The sequence below is a fragment of the Microbacterium sp. NPDC060117 genome, from assembly GCF_042729315.1.
Classification (GTDB): domain Bacteria; phylum Actinomycetota; class Actinomycetes; order Actinomycetales; family Microbacteriaceae; genus Microbacterium.
On sequence record NZ_JBHWXR010000001.1, the window covers coordinates 549703 to 564895 of the forward strand.

Sequence of the window (15193 nt, forward strand, 5' to 3'; positions counted from 1 at the left end):
CACACGGGCGTGTCCGCGTCCGCCGACGCCGATCTCAGCGGGGTTCGAGGATCCGTCGCTGCAGCTCGGCGACGAGGTCCGCGCTGCCGGCGACGTTCAGCCGACGCGCGACGTCTCGCCCCTCGGGACGGACGAACACGCCACCCGCCTCCTGCACGAGCAGTGCCCCCGCGGCGAAGTCCCACGGGCTCAGGCCGCGCTCGAAGTAGCCGTCGAGGCGCCCCGCCGCCACGTACGCCAGGTCCGTCGCGGCGCTGCCTCCGCGGCGAAGATCACGCGCGATCGGCATGACCCTGCCCACGGTGGCGAGGTCGCCGGCGTGGGTGCCGGGGTCGTAGCCGAAGCCGGTGGCGAGCAGCGCACCGGCAAGCCCGGGCTCGGCGATGCGCAGGCGCTCGCCGTTCAGGAGTGCTCCCTCGCCGCGGGCCGCGGAGAACGTCTCCCCCACCACCGGCGACTGCACGACGCCGGCGAGCGCCGTCCAGCGGTCGGGGTCGCTGCCGCCCTCGACGACGGCGATGCTCACCGCGTACAAGGGGATCCCCGATGCGTAGTTGACCGTTCCGTCGATCGGGTCGACGACCCAGGTGATGCCCGTGGTCCCGTCACCGCCGCCGGTCTCCTCGCCGAGGAAACCGTCGCCCGGGCGCTCCGCGTCCAGGCGTGCACGGATCAGCGCCTCCACCTCGCGGTCCGCCTCGGTGACGATGTCAGCCAGCGACGACTTGCTCGCGGCGATCGACACGCCTTCCGCCCGTCGACGCCGGGCCAGCTCCCCGGCCTCGCGAGCGATGTCGATCGCGAGATCGCGGAGCTCGAGGGCGGTCACGAGGCGGCCGGCGGCGTCGCCCCCGCAGACGGAGCGGGCGGTGCGGGCGGGAACTCCGGAGTTGTCGACGGCGCCGACGGTTCGGCCTCGCCCACGGGCAGGTCCGAGTGCAGCGCTCCCGTCAGCCCATGACCGCCCGCAGTGCTGGTCGGCGCGATGGCGGACGGTTCGGCAGGGGGCGCCGCCGGAGCCATCTGCGGCGCCGAAGTCCCGGCACCGAACGGAGCTGCGGCGGCCTCGGCCGCGGACTGCGCAGGCAGCGCAGGCTGGACCGGAGTGGTCGCGGCCGGCCGGCCCGGGATCGTCGCCCCCGGCGAGGGCACGCCCGTGTAGTACGCGTTCCAGTCGGGGCTGCCGTCCGCGAAGATCGGCAGCGGCGTGCGGCCGTCGGCGTAGGTCGGCCACGGCTGCGGTTCGGCCGACGGATACGCGACCGCGGCCGGGGCGGCGTAGGCCACGAGTGCCGGCGCGCCGGGCGCGGGCCGCTTCGGGGCGAACAACGCGTTCAGCAGCGGGATCAGCATGGTGCCGACGGCGGTGAGGATCGTCAACGCGACCACGATCCGCCAGTACAGCTCCTGGTAGTCGAACGTGTGCGGGAAGGTCAGGTAGAACACCAGCATCGCGACCAGGCCCGCGAGGAACGCGTACGTCGCCCACACGATGCCCTGCGTGAACCCGGTGACGTGGCGCGCTGCGGCCTTCTGGAACAGCCGCACGTGCAACAGGGCGAGCTGCAGGATCCCGACGACGAGCACGAGCTGGAAGAAGCGCTCCACACCGCCGAAGTAACTGTCGTCGGGCAGCCAGATCTTCACGGCGCCGACCAGCAGCGCGAGGATCCAGGAGATCATGCTCAGCAGCGCCAACCAGTCCTCGCGGTTGGGTGCGAGGCTCGCCTCGAGGATCGCGATCGCCGCGAAGGCGGCGAGCAGCACGATCGTGAGGAACGCCCGACCGATCAGCCCCTGCTGGTCGCCGATGAGCACCCACACCACGCACACCAGGGCGGCGGCGATGAGGGCTCCGATCGCGATCCAGATCGCGCCGCGGATCAGCAGTGAGGTGTTCGGCCCGGACTTGGCCGGCGTCGTCGTGTTCGCCATGGGATCCCCCGTCTGTCGTGCTCTCATCCTCGCATGCGACGTCGCGCCTTCTGCGGGCGATGCACGATCAGGGGAGAACTCGTCGCGGCCAGTCCCTGTGCGGACGGATCTGACACAGTCGACCGGATCGCGCGGGGGAACGGGCGCCCGTCAGCGGCCGGACGACCGCTGCGCGAACGCCGCGATCAGGCCCTGCGCTTCGGATCCGCCGAACGCGGCGGCGATCGTGCGCGCCTCCTCGTCCAGCTGCTCCGGGAAGGTGCGTTCAGGGCGGGAGCGGATCAGGCGCTTCGCCTGGCCGTACGCGCCGAAGGCGCCCGCGAGCCAGAACCGCGCGACTTCCTCGGCCCGGCTGCGCGCGGCGGTCGCGACCGCCTCGGCGTCGCCCTCGCCGACGGCCTCAGCGGCGATGCCCCATTCGATCGCCTCCGTGGCCGAGAGCATGCGATCGGTGAGCAGGAGCTGCAGCGCGCGGCGCTGACCGACCGCGGCGGCCAGCTGTGCACTGACGGAGAGGTCGGGAGTGAGCCCGACATTGGCGTACAGGCTGCCGAAGCGCGAATCGGATCCGACGACCGCGTAGTCGCTCGCGAGCAGGATCCCCAGCCCTCCGCCGGCGGTGGTGCCGTGCGCCGCTGCGACGACGGGCACGGATGATGTCGTCAGGGAGGCGATGCCTGCGTGGATGACCTGCGCCAGCCGTTCGATCTCCTCGCGCCCGCCCATGCCCGTGGCCATATCGATGACGTCGCCGCCCGCGCAGAACGCACGCCCCTCGCCCTCGATCAGGATCGCACCCACCGCGCTGTCGCCGACGGCGGCCGCCGTCGCCTCCGCCCACGCGTGCGCGAGCTCGGCGTTGAAGGCGTTCAGCCGCTGCGGCCGGTTCAGAGTGATCCGGGCGAGGCCGTCTTCGACACGGTAGAGCAGGGGCTCGGACATGGTGCTCCTTCGGGATCAGCGGCGATCATGCGGCCGTGAGCCGCCCGTTCAGCCTACCCGCGCAAGGCATGTTCGTGACACGGAGTCTCAGCAGCGATGATCCTCAGGCTCACGGCCAACCCTCCGTCCGGGGACGTCAGGCGTCGCCGAGCACGGACGCGACGAAGGAGTAGACGCGACGATGGGTGCCGTCCAGGCGCCGGTCGGCGTGCTGGTCCGCACGGATCTCGTTGGGCGCGAGCGGGGGCACGATCCGCACGCTCTCATGGCAGGAGAGGTCGGCGCAGATGTAGGTGCCCACGACGGAGCCCTTGCGCCCCTCCGCGCCCGCACGGCGGGCGGCGAACAGCGCGACCTGGTTGCCGGGCTGCATCGTGTGGCAGAGGTTGCACATGCCGGAGCGCACCCGGGACGGATCCGCCGCACGCAGCACGATCCCGACGGGCTCGCCGTCCTGCTCGATGACGATGTAGCCGCTGCGTGAGGCGATCGGATCCCGCCATGCGAAGAAGTCGAGGTAGTCCCACTCGGCGAGCAGCAGGTCGTGCGGCATCGCGATCTCGGCGGCCTCGTCGGGCTCTGCGTTGCGGAACGACGCCCGGATCTGGTCTTCGGTGAGGGCACGCATGAGGACCAGTCTAGGAACGCCGCCGCTCGACGGACGGGCGATGTCGGTGGCCGCGTCCAGGATCGACACGTCGGGCCGCACCGGCCGACGGAAAGGACAGCATTGGACCTCGCATCCCTTCGGATCATCACCGACGACGTCGATCGTCTCGCCAGCTTCTACGAGAGGGTGACGGGGACGACGGCGGCCCGACCTGCCCCGGTGTTCGCCGAGCTGCGGACCTCGGCCGGAACTCTCGCGATCGGAAGCACCGCGACGGTCGCGATGCTCGGCGACCGCGCCCCGAGACCCGCGGCGAACGACTCCGTGATCATCGAGTTCCTCGTCGAGGATGTCGACGCGGAGTTCGCGCGACTCCGTGACGCGCTCGACGACGTCGTGCTCGAGCCGACCACAATGCCCTGGGGAAACCGGTCGGCCCTGTTCCGCGACCCCGACGGGAACCTCGTCAATCTCTTCGCCCGGCCCGCAGCGCGCTCCTGAAAGTCCCGCGAACGGCGGAAGGCCCCCGCATCGCGAGGGCCTTCCGTCTTGGGTGGCAAGTGAGGGATTCGAACCCCCGAAGCATGACGCGGCTGATTTACAGTCAGCTCCCTTTGGCCGCTCGGGCAACTTGCCAATGCACGCCCGTCCCGCTTTTCCAGCCGACCGGGGGCGCGGAGATCAAGCATACCCGGCGGATCCGATCACGAGAAATCGAGGCCGGCGAGGTCCCGTCCGCGCGTCGTTCAGACGCCGAGCGTCGACGCGCGCGCGACGAGTTCCGGCCGGTACAGGACCCGTTCGGCGGTCGCCGTGCCGCCATCGGACACCCCCAGCAGCAGGTCCACCGCCGTGGATCCGATGAGCCCGGCAGGCTGGCGGATCGAGCTCAGCGGGATCACCGCGGCTTCGGCGAAGTCGATGTCGTCGTATCCGATGAGTGCGATGTCCTGCGGCACGCGCGCATCGCCGGCCATCACCAGGCTCTGCAGCATTCCCAGCGCCAGCAGATCGTTCGCCGCGAACACCGCGTCCGGGCGCTCCGCGGCCGGACGCTCCATGAGGAGCCGGCCCGCACGACGCCCCTCCTCCACGCTGAGTGCACCCGTCGCCATGAATTCCAACCCCACCCCGGCCGCGGCGGCCACGGCCTGCGCTCCGCTCAGGCGGTCCGAGACCTGTCGCAGCGAGACCGGTCCACCGACGAAGGCGAGTCGGCGCCGTCCGCTCTCCAGCAGGTGTGCGGCGGCGATCCGCCCGCCCTCGACGTCGTCCACGGCGACGGAGGAGAACCCGGGATCGCGCGATTCGCGATCGACGAGGACACTGAGCGTGCCGCGATCGCGCATCTGCTGCAGCCGCGGCAGCGCGTCGGCGACCGGCGTGATGAGCACGCCCGCCACGCGCTGCTCCTCGAACAGGTCCAAGAGCATGCCCTCACGGTGTGCGCTCTCATCGCTGTTGGCGACCAGCACCGACATCCCGTGCTCGTCTGCGCGCTGCTCGGCGCCGCGCACGACCTCGGCGAAGAAGGGGTTGCGGATGTCGAGCACGACGAGCCCGATGGTGCGACTGCGGCCGGCGCGCAGCTGTCGGGCCGCATCGTTGCGCACGTACCCGAGGCGGGCGATCGAGGCCTGCACCCGGGTCACCGTCTCGGCGGAGACGCGCTCGGGACGGTTCAGGACATTCGACACCGTGCCCACAGACACGCCGGCGTCCTCGGCCACTTCCCGGACGCTCACGACCATCGCCGCCCCCTCTCCCGCACAGCGAGCCTAGGGCATGGGCAGGGCCACGCCCGGGAGCTCCGGGCGCGGCCGCCTCACGCGACGAAGCGGTGCTCGCCTCCGACGACCTCGTGCGTCACCCCGTCGGGCAGGACGATCTCCGCGGGGACGCCTTCGGGGATCCGGGCCTCGAGCACGAAGCCGTCGTCGCCGGTGCGCCAGTCGACGGCGATCTCGCCGGCGGCGGCGTCGTAGCGGGTGCGTGCCCAGGTGATGCCGGGGCCGGGAACCGGCTCGATGCGCAGCCTCGCGTAGCCGGGCTGGGCCGGACGGATGCCGCCCACCACCTGATGGATCCAGTCGACGACCGCACCGAGCGCGTAGTGGTTGAAGCTGGTCATCTCACCCGGATTGATGGATCCGTCCGGCAGCATCGAGTCCCATCGCTCCCACACCGTCGTCGCACCCATCGTCACCGGGTACAGCCAGGAGGGGTTCTCCTTCTCGAGCAGCAGCCGGTAGGCGTCATCGACATGCCCGGTCTCGGACAGCGCCCAGGTGACGAACGGGGTGCCGGCGAACCCTGTGGTGACGCGATAGCCGCCGGCGCGCACGAGCTCGGCCAACCGGTCGGCCGCCTTCGCGCGGTCGGCGTCCTCCAGCAGGCCGAAGCAGATGGCCAGCGCGTAGACCGTGACGCAGTCGGAGCGCACCCTGCCATCCGCGACGTAGTGCTCCTGGAACGCGGTGCGCGTGCGAGCTGCGAGCGCCTGCAAGCGCCCGGCATCCTCGGTGCGCCCCAGTATTCCCGCCGCCTCCGCGGCGAACGCGGCGGAGCGGTACAGGCACGCGGTGGCGACGACATGCGGATCCGCCTTCGCCGCGGCCGGATTCTCCGGCGGGGCGTCCGGGTCCAGCCAGTCGCCGAACTGGAAGCCCTGGTCCCACAGGCCGGTCGGCGAGAGCACCCGCTCGACCGACTCGAGATGCAGCACCATCGCCGGATAGTGCGCCGCGAGCCGCTCGCGGTCGCCGTAGGCGCGCCACAGCGCCTCCGGCACCCACACCGCCGCATCCCCCCAGATCGCTGTGGCACCGAGCTCCGGGAACGCGAAGTCCTCGTCGAAGTGCGCGTACTTCAGCACGTCGGGCACCACGATCGGGACGATCCCGGCGGCGGAGTTGCGCGTCTCTGCGTGCAGGTCCTCGAGCCAGTCGTGCAGGAAGTCGGAGGTGTCGAACTGGAACGATGCCGACGCCGCGTAGGCGGCGATGTCACCGGTCCAGCCGAGACGCTCGTCCCGCTGCGGGCAGTCCGTCGGGACGCTGAGGAAGTTGCCCTTCTGCCCCCACACGGAGTTCTGCACGAGCCGGTTCACGAGGGGCTCCGAGCACTCGAAGGATCCGGTGCGCCGCATGTCGGAGTGAACGACCACGGCCTCGAGGTCCTCGGCACGCAGCTCCCCCGGCCATCCCGCGACCTCGACGTAGCGGAAGCCGTGGAACGTCAGCGTCGGCTCGAACACGTCCCGTCCGCCGGACAGCACGAACACGTCGGTGGCCTGTGCGGCGCGCAGCGGACGCGTGCCCAGCTCGCCGTCCTCGAGCACCTCGGCATGCCGCAGCACGACCTCGGCCCCCTTCACACCCTGCACGCTCACCCGCACCCAGCCCACCAGGTTCTGACCGAAGTCGACGAGCGTGCGACCCGCCGGCGAGACCCAGATCCGCTGCGGTCGCAGCGTCTCCTGCCTCTTCACCGGCGGACCCGCCTGCGCGACGAGCCGGGATCGGTCCACCTCGACCGCCTGGACGGTCAGAGCCTCCCCCGGCATGCCGCGCAGGCGCGCGTCGATGGTCTCGCCGTTGTAGAGCGAATTGCGCAGCACCTCGGAGGTCTCCGCCGTCCATTGCTCGTCGGTCGCGATGGTCTGCACGACGCCGTCGGCGAACACGACCTCCAGGACCAGAGCTGCGGCGATCTGCTCGCCGTAGTTGGCGTTCGCGCCCTCGAATCCGAGGTCGCCGCGATACCAGCCGTTGCCGAGCAGGATGTCGAGGTCGAGGTCTCCGTCTCCCGCGCGCACCGCGTCCGTGACGTCCCAGCTCTGGAACGGAAGTCGCCATTCGTATGCGTTCCAGCCCGGGTCGAGCACGGACTCCGAGACCGCCGAGCCGTCGAGACGCGCTTCGTACACGCCCAGCGCCGTGGCGCTGAGCCGCGCGGAGGCGACCGCGCTGCGCGGCTGGGCGAGCGCAACCGTCCGTCGGAAGCGGATCGCGGCCTCGCGCGGAGCCGCTGCGGTGAGGAAGTCGGCGTGGTGGAGGGGGGAGGTCATCTCGGTCCTTCCGGATCGTGGGGTCTGCGTCTGGTCGGGGGTCAGGATTCGATCGGCGCCGCCGCCTCGGCATCCGCCTCGACGACGACGGTGCGCAGCGACTCCGTGACGAACTGGCTCTCGCCCGCATTGCGGAAGGCGAACCAGGCGACCACGAGGCCGACGGCGACGACCGCGCTGAGCACGCCGTACAGTCCCTGCGGGCTGACGGCGATGAGGGCGGGGGTGACGAAGGCGAGCAAAGCCGCGACGACACGGGCGATGGCGATGACGGCGCCCTGCGCGGTCGTGCGCAGCAGCGTCGGGAAGGACTCCTGCGTCCACACCTTCATGATCCCCTCGAAGGCGAAAGCACCGCCGACGCCCATGAACAGGTTCATGGCGATGATCGTGGGCAGGCTGAACCCGAGGACCGCGGGAGTCAGGTAGCCGAGGAGCAGCACGATCCCACCGAACACGAAGTAGGTCATCCGTCGCTTGCCGTCGACGATGCGCATGAACCAGAGGCCGGCCAGGAGTCCGATCGGGAACGATGCCAGACCGATCGCGGAGTTCAACTGGACCGGGATGCCCGCGACGTTGACCGCGAGGTAGGTGCCGAACTGGCCGCCGGTGTTCGCGCCGACGTTGGTCAGCGCGTAGAAGATCAGCAGCGCGGCGAACGGGGCCAGGTACGGCTTGCGCAGCAGGTCGCGCACCGAGGCGCGGTCGGCCCGCACGGTCACCACGCCGCGGCGGCGCTCGTCCCGGGCCGCCAGCCAGAACGGCGACTCCGGGATCGTGAGCCGTGCGACGAAGACGAGTGCGGCGACGATCCCGACCTGGCCGAACAGCAGCTGACCGCCGAGGCGCCCCAGACCGCCGGCGAACGTCGCGATGACGATCGTCCCGAGGATCCCGACCACCCACAGGATGTTGGAGAGCCCGATGATCGCACCACGATTCTTCTCCGACGCCGCCTCCGAGATCGTCGAGAGCGAGACGGGAAGGTCTGCGCCGGTGCCGAGTCCCGCCAGGACGACGCCGGCGAGCAGCACGGGGAACGACGCCCCGAACACGAGCAGGGCAATGCCGCCGATCACGATGAGCATGGTGACGAGGAACACGGTGCGGCGACCCAGCGCGTCGCCCAATCGGCCTCCGAAGATCGCGCCGACCGCGATCGAGAGCGTGAGCATCCCGGACAGGATGCCGATCTGGTCGGGCGTGATGCCGATCGTGTGCTGATAGATCACGAGGGCGATGCCGGTCGCGACGATCGTGGCGGCGTCGATGTACGACGCCATGCCGCACACGACGCCGACCCACCACGGGTTGGGGTGGCGGACGGAGGGAGCTTCGACGGTCATGGTTCTCCTTTGAACGTGAGCGATGCGGAGGGCGGCGGCCGGGGGCGCTGCGGATCCGGGGGTGCTTGCACGCTAGCAAGCTTTGAATCGATTCACAAGCGTTGTTCCGCGAAAGTAGTTGCTCGAGGTCGGCTACGTGGCTTAAGCCAGGGTTGACGACCACCCCGCAAGGCCGTATCGTCAATCACAGTTATTGAATCGATTCAGAGCGAAGGAGCCCCATCGATGCCTCTCGTCCTCTCCGACCTCCGCGCAGATCACCTCGAGAACCCGCTCGCGCTGCGCCGCGTCACCCCGCGGCTCACCTGGCGGGTGCGCGCTGAGGGAACGGCGACCGCGCCCCGCGCGCACCGGATCCGGATCACCTCCGCTGAGGGCCGGCACGCGCACGACTCGGGATGGATCGAATCGGACGAGACCTCCCTCGAACCCGACGGCTTCACGGGTGTGCCCGGCACGGACTACCGCTGGCAGCTCGACGTGCGCGATGCCGACGGCGGCGTGACCGAGGCGTCCGCCGGCTTCGGCATCGGGCTCGCCGACTGGGACGCGCCGTGGGTCGAGCCCGCGCAGGAGCGCGTGCTCGCCGAGGGTCCACTCGCGATCGGGCCCGAGACCTTCGCTCCCGCATCCGATGCCACGCCGCCCGGCGAGCGCCTGCACCCGCCACGGTATCTGCGGCAGGAGTTCGATCTGCCCGCGGCGCCTGTCTCGGCGCGACTGCGCATCAGCAGCCAGGGCGTGCACCAGCCGTCCCTCAACGGCGTCCCCGCGGGAGACGGCCTGCTGGCTCCCGGTTACGAGAGCTATCAGCACGAGATCTCCGTGATGACGCACGACGTGACCTCGCTGCTGCACGAGGGCGTCAACGTGCTCGGCGTGATCCTCGGCGACGGCTGGTACGCCGGCCGGATCTCCATCCTCGGTCGCAGCGCCCAGTACGGCGATGTCCTTCGTGCGACCTGGCGGCTGGAGGTGGACCTGTCCGACGGCAGCCGCACCGTGCTCCGCCCCGACGCGTCGGTGCGGAGCTCCCGCGGCCCGATCGACTGGTCCGACATCTTCATCGGCGAGCGCCACGACGCCCGCGCCGAGCGACCCGGCTGGGACGCCCCCTCCGCGGATGCCGAGCTCCTGGCCGGCTGGACGCCGTGCGCTCTCGTCCCCGTCGCCGTGCCTCTCGCGCCGTTCGTGGGAGAGCCGATCCGGCGGGTCCGCGAGCTCCCGGCGCAGCGCGTGCTGACCACGCCCGCCGGCGAGACCGTGATCGACTTCGGCCAGGTCATGGCCGGTCGGGTGCGGATGCGCGTCCGCGGCGAGCGCGGCACGGTCGTCCGCCTCGAACACGCGGAGGTCGTCGATGCGGAGGGCAACTTCCTCGACAACATCCTCGGCGTGAACAAGGACCAGGCCGACGAGTACGTGCTCGCCGGCCGTCCCGAAGGCGAGGAGTGGGAGCCGCTGTTCACCTTCCACGGGTTCCGCTACGTCAAGCTGATCGGATACCCCGGCGCGCCTCTGCCCGAGGACTTCACGGCCGTCGTCATAGCGAACGATCTCGAACAGACCGCCTCGTTCTCGTCGTCGCACCAGCGCCTGGATCGCCTGGTGGAGAACACCGTGTGGTCGCAGCGCTCCAATTTCCTCGCGGTGCCGACCGATTGCCCGCAGCGCGAGCGCGCCGGATGGACCGGCGACCTGCAGATCTTCGCGCCGACCGCCGCGACCCTGATGGGCGTGGCAGCGTTCCTCGACCGCTGGCTGCGCAACGTCCGCGTCGATCAAGCCGCCCACGACGGCATCGTGCCGATCATCGTGCCGATGCCGCCGGCCATGGACGATCCCGATCTGCCGAACGCGGGCCTCGGCGACATCCGCGACGCGGCCGGCTGGAGCGACGCCATCACGATCGCCCCGTGGGAGCTGTACCGCCACTACGGTGATCCGCGGTTCCTGCGCGACAACCTCGATGCGATGCGCACCTGGGTCGAGCATCAGACGGCCGATGCCGCCGCCACGCTGCCGGCTCGGCTGGATCCGACGACGCTCTCCCCGGAGCGCATGGCCAGGCAGCGCCTGCTCTGGAACGGGCGCATGAACTTCGGCGACTGGCTCGCGCCGTCGACGTTGGACGGGTCTCGACCTGAGGCCGAGGGCCTCGACGAGTTCGCGGCGATCATGCTCGCCCCGCAGCTGACCGCCGAGCTCACGGGACCCCTGTTCCAGATCCGCTCCCTCGACCTGTACGCCGCGTCGGCCGAAGCACTCGGCGATGCCGCAACGGCCGCGCAGGCTCGCGCCCAGGCGAGCGCGGTGCGCGCCGCCTTCGCCGCGGAATACGTGGGCGCCGACGGACGGATCGGCCCCGACATGCAGGGCATCGCCGTGCTCGCCCTCGCATTCGATGCCGTGCCCGACGAGGTCCGCCCGCAGGTCGTCGCCCGCCTCGTCGAACTCGTGCACGAGGCGGGGGTGCACCTGGACACCGGCTTCGTCTCCGTCCCCTTCCTCCTCGACGTGCTGTGGGACGAGGGTCACGCCGATCTCGCCCGCGCGCTCCTCGTGCAGGACACCGCGCCGTCCTGGCTCTACGAGGTCGATCACGGCGCCACCACGATCTGGGAGGCGTGGAAGGCGGTGCACGAGGACGGCACGGTCGAGCGGATGTCGATGAACCACTACGCCTTCGGCTGCGTCGTCGACTGGATGATGCGACGCCTCGCGGGGATCGAGCTCATCGAGCCCGGGTATCGCCGCACGCGCATCGCCCCCGACCTCGACGGCGTGCTCGATCACTGCCGGGCGCACGTGGATGTTCCGGCCGGACGGATCGCCGTGGACTGGCGGCGCGACGACCGCGGCGCGGATCTCACCGTGGAGGTCCCGCTCGGCGTCTCGGCGGACGTCGTCCTGGCCCCGGGCTGGGTCCTGGACGGATCCGCCGAGCTCGTCCCCGGCACGCACACTCTCCGCGCCACCCGCATCGAAGAAGGCAACGCATCATGACCACGCTCTCCCCCGAGATCCTCGCCGAGCTCGAGCAGCAGGCGATCGAGCTGCCCAGCTGGGCGTTCGGCAACTCCGGCACGCGCTTCCGCGTGTTCGGCACCCCGGGCACGCCCCGCGATCCGTTCGAGAAGATCGCCGACGCCGCCCAGGTGCAAGCGCACACGGCGCTCGCCCCGACCGTCGCACTGCACATCCCCTGGGATCTCGTCGACTCCTTCGAGGACCTGCGCCGGCACGCGGAGGACCTCGGCGTCACCCTGGGCACGGTCAACTCCAACACGTTCCAGGACGAGGACTACAAGTTCGGCGCTCTCGCGCACGAGGACGACCGGATCAGGCAGAAGGCGATCGACCACCACCTCGCCTGCATCGACGTGATGCACGCGACCGGATCCCGCGATCTGAAGATCTGGCTCGCGGAGGGATCCAACTACCCCGGTCAGAACGACATGCGCTCCCGGCAGGATCGCCTGCAGGACTCGCTGCAGCAGATCTACGCACGCCTCGGCGACGCGCAGCGCCTGGTGCTGGAGTACAAGTTCTTCGAGCCCGCGTTCTACCACACCGATGTCCCGGACTGGGGGACGAGCTATGCGCAGGTGTCGGCGCTCGGCGAGCGGGCGATGGTGTGCCTGGACACCGGCCACCACGCCCCCGGCACGAACATCGAGTTCATCGTGATGCAGCTGCTGCGCCTCGGCAAGCTCGGCTCGTTCGACTTCAACTCGCGCTTCTACGCCGACGACGACCTCATCGTGGGGGCGGCGGATCCGTTCCAGCTGTTCCGCATCCTCGCCGAGGTGATCCGCGGAGGCGGCCTGAACAACCCCGATGTCGCGTTCATGCTCGACCAGTGCCACAACATCGAGGCGAAGATCCCCGGACAGATCCGCTCGGTGCTCAACGTGCAGGAGATGACCGCGCGAGCACTGCTGATCGATCGGGAGGCCCTGGCCGCCGCGCAGCGCGCGAACGACGTGCTCGCCGCGAACGCGGTGCTCATGGACGCGTTCTACACCGACGTCCGTCCGGCGCTGGCCGCCTGGCGCTCCGAGCGCGGCCTGCCCGCCGATCCGATGGCGGCCTTCCTCGCGTCCGGCTACCTCGACAAGATCTCCGCTGAGCGCGTCGACGGCGCCCCGGCCGGCTGGGGCGCCTGACCACACCCCTCCCCCGCCGCTTTTCCGAACCCCCGCACGATCACCGCATCCTAGGAACCGACATGACCACCCCCACCGCCGCCGCCCTCATCGCGCGCAGCAACCGTCTGGGCGCCGACCCGGAGAACACGAACTACGCGGGCGGGAACACCTCCGCGAAGGGCACCGACGCGGATCCCGTCACGGGACAGCCCGTCGAGCTGCTCTGGGTGAAGGGCTCGGGCGGCGACCTGGGCACCCTCACCGAGCAGGGGCTGGCGGTGCTGCGCCTCGACCGTCTGCGCGCGCTCCGCAACGTGTACCCCGGCGTGGAGCGCGAGGACGAGATGGTCGCCGCGTTCGACTACTGCCTGCACGGCAAGGGTGGGGCGGCGCCGTCGATCGACACGGCGATGCACGGGCTCGTCGACGCGGCGCACGTGGATCACCTGCACCCGGACAGTGGCATCGCGATCGCGACGGCGGCGGATGGGGAGGCGCTGACGGCCGAGATCTTCGGCGGCAGGGTCGCGTGGGTGCCGTGGCGGCGCCCCGGCTTCCAGCTGGGCCTGGACATCGCCCGGATCAAGGCCGAGAACCCCGACGCGGTCGGGTGCATCCTCGGCGGGCACGGGATCACAGCCTGGGGCGACACGTCGGACGAGGCCGAAGCGAACTCCCGGTGGATCATCGAGACCGCTGCCGCCCACATCGCCGCGCACGGCAGGGCCACCCCGTTCGGAGGCGTGCGCGCCGGCTTCGAAGCGCTGCCCCCGGTCGAGCGCCGTGAGCGTGCCGCGGCCCTCGCCGGGACGATCCGCGGCATCGCATCGACTGACAAGCCCATGGTCGGCCACTTCACCGACGCCGACGCGGTGCTCGACTTCCTCGCCTCCGAGAAAGCGCCCGCCCTCGCCGCGCTCGGCACGAGCTGCCCCGACCACTTCCTGCGCACCAAGGTCAAGCCGCTCATCCTCGACCTGCCCGCGACCGCGACGGTCCAGGAGCAGATCGCGCGCCTGCACGAGCTGCACGCCGATTACCGCGCCGACTACCAGGCGTACTACGACGCCCACGCCGACGCCGCCTCCCCCGCGATCCGGGGAGCGGATCCGCTGATCGTGCTGGTCCCCGGGGTGGGCATGTTCTCCTACGGCGCCAACAAGCAGACCGCCCGCGTGGCCGGCGAGTTCTACGTCAACGCGATCAACGTGATGCGCGGCGCCGAGGCCCTCTCCACGTACACGCCCATCTCCGACGCGGAGAAGTTCCGCATCGAGTACTGGGCCCTCGAGGAGGCCAAACTGCAGCGGATGCCGAACCCGCGCTCCCACCAGGGACGGATCGCGTTCGTCACGGGAGCCGCATCCGGGATCGGCAAGGCCATCGCCACCCGCCTCGCGGCCGAGGGCGCCTGCGTGGTCGTCGCCGACCTCGACCTGGACAAGGCCCGCGCCGCAGCAGCCGAACTCGGCGGCACCGACGTCGCGATCGGCGTGGCCGCGAACGTCGCCGATGCCGATGCCGTGCAGGCCGCCCTCGACGACGCCATGCTGGCATTCGGCGGCGTCGACCTCGTCGTCAACAATGCGGGATTGTCGCTGTCCAAGCCGCTGCTGGAGACCACCGAGAAGGACTGGGATCTGCAGCACGACGTGATGGCGAAGGGATCCTTCCTCGTCTCGAAGGCCGCGGCGCGGATCCTCATCGACCAGAAGCTCGGCGGCGACATCGTCTACATCTCCTCGAAGAACAGCGTCTTCGCCGGCCCGAACAACATCGCCTACTCCGCCACGAAGGCCGACCAGGCCCACCAGGTGCGCCTGCTGGCCGTCGAGCTCGGCGAGCACGGCGTGCGCGTCAACGGCATCAACCCCGACGGCGTCGTGCGCGGATCCGGGATCTTCGCGTCCGGATGGGGCGCCAACCGGGCCGCCACCTACGGCGTCGCCGAGGAGGACCTCGGCCAGTTCTACGCGAACCGCACCATCCTCAAGCGCGAGGTCGTGCCGGAGAACGTCGCCGACGCCGTCTACGTACTCACCGGCCCCGAGCTCAGCCGCACCACCGGCCTGCACATCCCCGTCGACTCCGGCGTCGCCGCCGCCTTCCTGCGATGACCGCACCCCACCGGACGCGG

General features: G+C 70.8%; 11 protein-coding genes and 1 tRNA gene. 4 read left to right on the top strand and 8 right to left on the bottom strand.

Going from position 1 to position 15193, the window contains the following annotated elements; genetic code table 11:
* Window positions 1–34: 34 nt before the first annotated feature.
* From ACFWCK_RS02460 to ACFWCK_RS02475, 4 genes are all read right to left on the bottom strand, one after another.
* The gene (locus tag ACFWCK_RS02460; protein ID WP_378804376.1) at window positions 35–829 is read right to left on the bottom strand and encodes an inositol monophosphatase family protein; all 795 of its coding nucleotides are present in this window, start codon (window positions 827–829) and stop codon (window positions 35–37) included.
* On the bottom strand, window positions 826–1962 hold the full coding sequence (locus ACFWCK_RS02465; RefSeq protein ID WP_378804377.1) for a hypothetical protein: 1137 nt from the start codon (window positions 1960–1962) through the stop codon (window positions 826–828). The genes ACFWCK_RS02460 and ACFWCK_RS02465 overlap by 4 nt, the downstream gene beginning before the upstream one ends.
* A 123-nt stretch (window positions 1963–2085) precedes the next feature.
* On the bottom strand, window positions 2086–2877 hold the full coding sequence (locus ACFWCK_RS02470; RefSeq protein ID WP_378804378.1) for an enoyl-CoA hydratase/isomerase family protein: 792 nt from the start codon (window positions 2875–2877) through the stop codon (window positions 2086–2088).
* A 136-nt stretch (window positions 2878–3013) separates the two neighbouring features.
* Window positions 3014–3505, bottom strand: coding sequence for an FBP domain-containing protein (locus tag ACFWCK_RS02475; RefSeq protein WP_378804379.1), 492 nt, complete (start codon window positions 3503–3505; stop codon window positions 3014–3016).
* A 102-nt stretch (window positions 3506–3607) separates the two neighbouring features.
* Here ACFWCK_RS02475 and ACFWCK_RS02480 point away from each other — a divergent pair, with 102 nt between their 5' ends.
* Window positions 3608–3988, top strand: a complete 381-nt coding sequence (locus ACFWCK_RS02480) for a VOC family protein (protein WP_378804381.1) — start codon at window positions 3608–3610, stop codon at window positions 3986–3988.
* 53 nt (window positions 3989–4041) lie between these two features.
* Here the strand turns inward: ACFWCK_RS02480 and ACFWCK_RS02485 are convergent.
* From ACFWCK_RS02485 to ACFWCK_RS02500, 4 genes are all read right to left on the bottom strand, one after another.
* Window positions 4042–4123, bottom strand: a tRNA-Tyr gene (locus tag ACFWCK_RS02485).
* Between the two features lie 110 nt (window positions 4124–4233).
* Window positions 4234–5238: a LacI family DNA-binding transcriptional regulator gene (locus ACFWCK_RS02490; RefSeq protein ID WP_233310319.1), complete on the bottom strand. Its 1005-nt coding sequence runs from the start codon at window positions 5236–5238 to the stop codon at window positions 4234–4236.
* Window positions 5239–5312: 74 nt separating this feature from the next.
* On the bottom strand, window positions 5313–7556 hold the full coding sequence (locus ACFWCK_RS02495; protein ID WP_378804382.1) for a family 78 glycoside hydrolase catalytic domain: 2244 nt from the start codon (window positions 7554–7556) through the stop codon (window positions 5313–5315).
* 41 nt (window positions 7557–7597) lie between these two features.
* A complete protein-coding gene (locus ACFWCK_RS02500) occupies window positions 7598–8905 on the bottom strand; it encodes an MFS transporter (protein ID WP_378804384.1) in 1308 nt (435 codons plus the stop codon).
* Between the two features lie 225 nt (window positions 8906–9130).
* Between ACFWCK_RS02500 and ACFWCK_RS02505 the strand changes: the two genes are divergently transcribed.
* The 3 genes from ACFWCK_RS02505 (at window position 9131) to ACFWCK_RS02515 (ending at window position 15173) form a co-directional block, all read left to right on the top strand.
* Window positions 9131–11911: a family 78 glycoside hydrolase catalytic domain gene (locus ACFWCK_RS02505; protein WP_378804385.1), complete on the top strand. Its 2781-nt coding sequence runs from the start codon at window positions 9131–9133 to the stop codon at window positions 11909–11911.
* Window positions 11908–13074 carry an L-rhamnose isomerase gene (rhaI, locus tag ACFWCK_RS02510; RefSeq protein WP_378804386.1) on the top strand — a complete coding sequence of 389 codons (1167 nt, stop codon included), beginning with the start codon at window positions 11908–11910 and terminating at the stop codon, window positions 13072–13074. The genes ACFWCK_RS02505 and rhaI overlap by 4 nt, the downstream gene beginning before the upstream one ends.
* Window positions 13075–13136: 62 nt before the next feature.
* Window positions 13137–15173, top strand: coding sequence for a bifunctional aldolase/short-chain dehydrogenase (locus ACFWCK_RS02515; RefSeq protein ID WP_378804387.1), 2037 nt, complete (start codon window positions 13137–13139; stop codon window positions 15171–15173).
* Window positions 15174–15193 lie beyond the last annotated feature (20 nt).

Bases quoted from the DNA above. Each gene is read 5' to 3' on its own strand.
- ACFWCK_RS02475 (WP_378804379.1), bottom strand. From the start codon at position 3,505: ATGCGTGCCCTCACCGAAGACCAGATCCGGGCGTCGTTCCGCAACGCA.
- ACFWCK_RS02470 (WP_378804378.1), bottom strand. From the start codon at position 2,877: ATGTCCGAGCCCCTGCTCTACCGTGTCGAAGACGGCCTCGCCCGGATC.
- ACFWCK_RS02500 (WP_378804384.1), bottom strand. From the start codon at position 8,905: ATGACCGTCGAAGCTCCCTCCGTCCGCCACCCCAACCCGTGGTGGGTC.
- ACFWCK_RS02495 (WP_378804382.1), bottom strand. From the start codon at position 7,556: ATGACCTCCCCCCTCCACCACGCCGACTTCCTCACCGCAGCGGCTCCG.
- ACFWCK_RS02490 (WP_233310319.1), bottom strand. From the start codon at position 5,238: ATGGTCGTGAGCGTCCGGGAAGTGGCCGAGGACGCCGGCGTGTCTGTG.
- rhaI (WP_378804386.1), top strand. From the start codon at position 11,908: ATGACCACGCTCTCCCCCGAGATCCTCGCCGAGCTCGAGCAGCAGGCG.
- ACFWCK_RS02465 (WP_378804377.1), bottom strand. From the start codon at position 1,962: ATGAGAGCACGACAGACGGGGGATCCCATGGCGAACACGACGACGCCG.
- ACFWCK_RS02505 (WP_378804385.1), top strand. From the start codon at position 9,131: ATGCCTCTCGTCCTCTCCGACCTCCGCGCAGATCACCTCGAGAACCCG.
- ACFWCK_RS02515 (WP_378804387.1), top strand. From the start codon at position 13,137: ATGACCACCCCCACCGCCGCCGCCCTCATCGCGCGCAGCAACCGTCTG.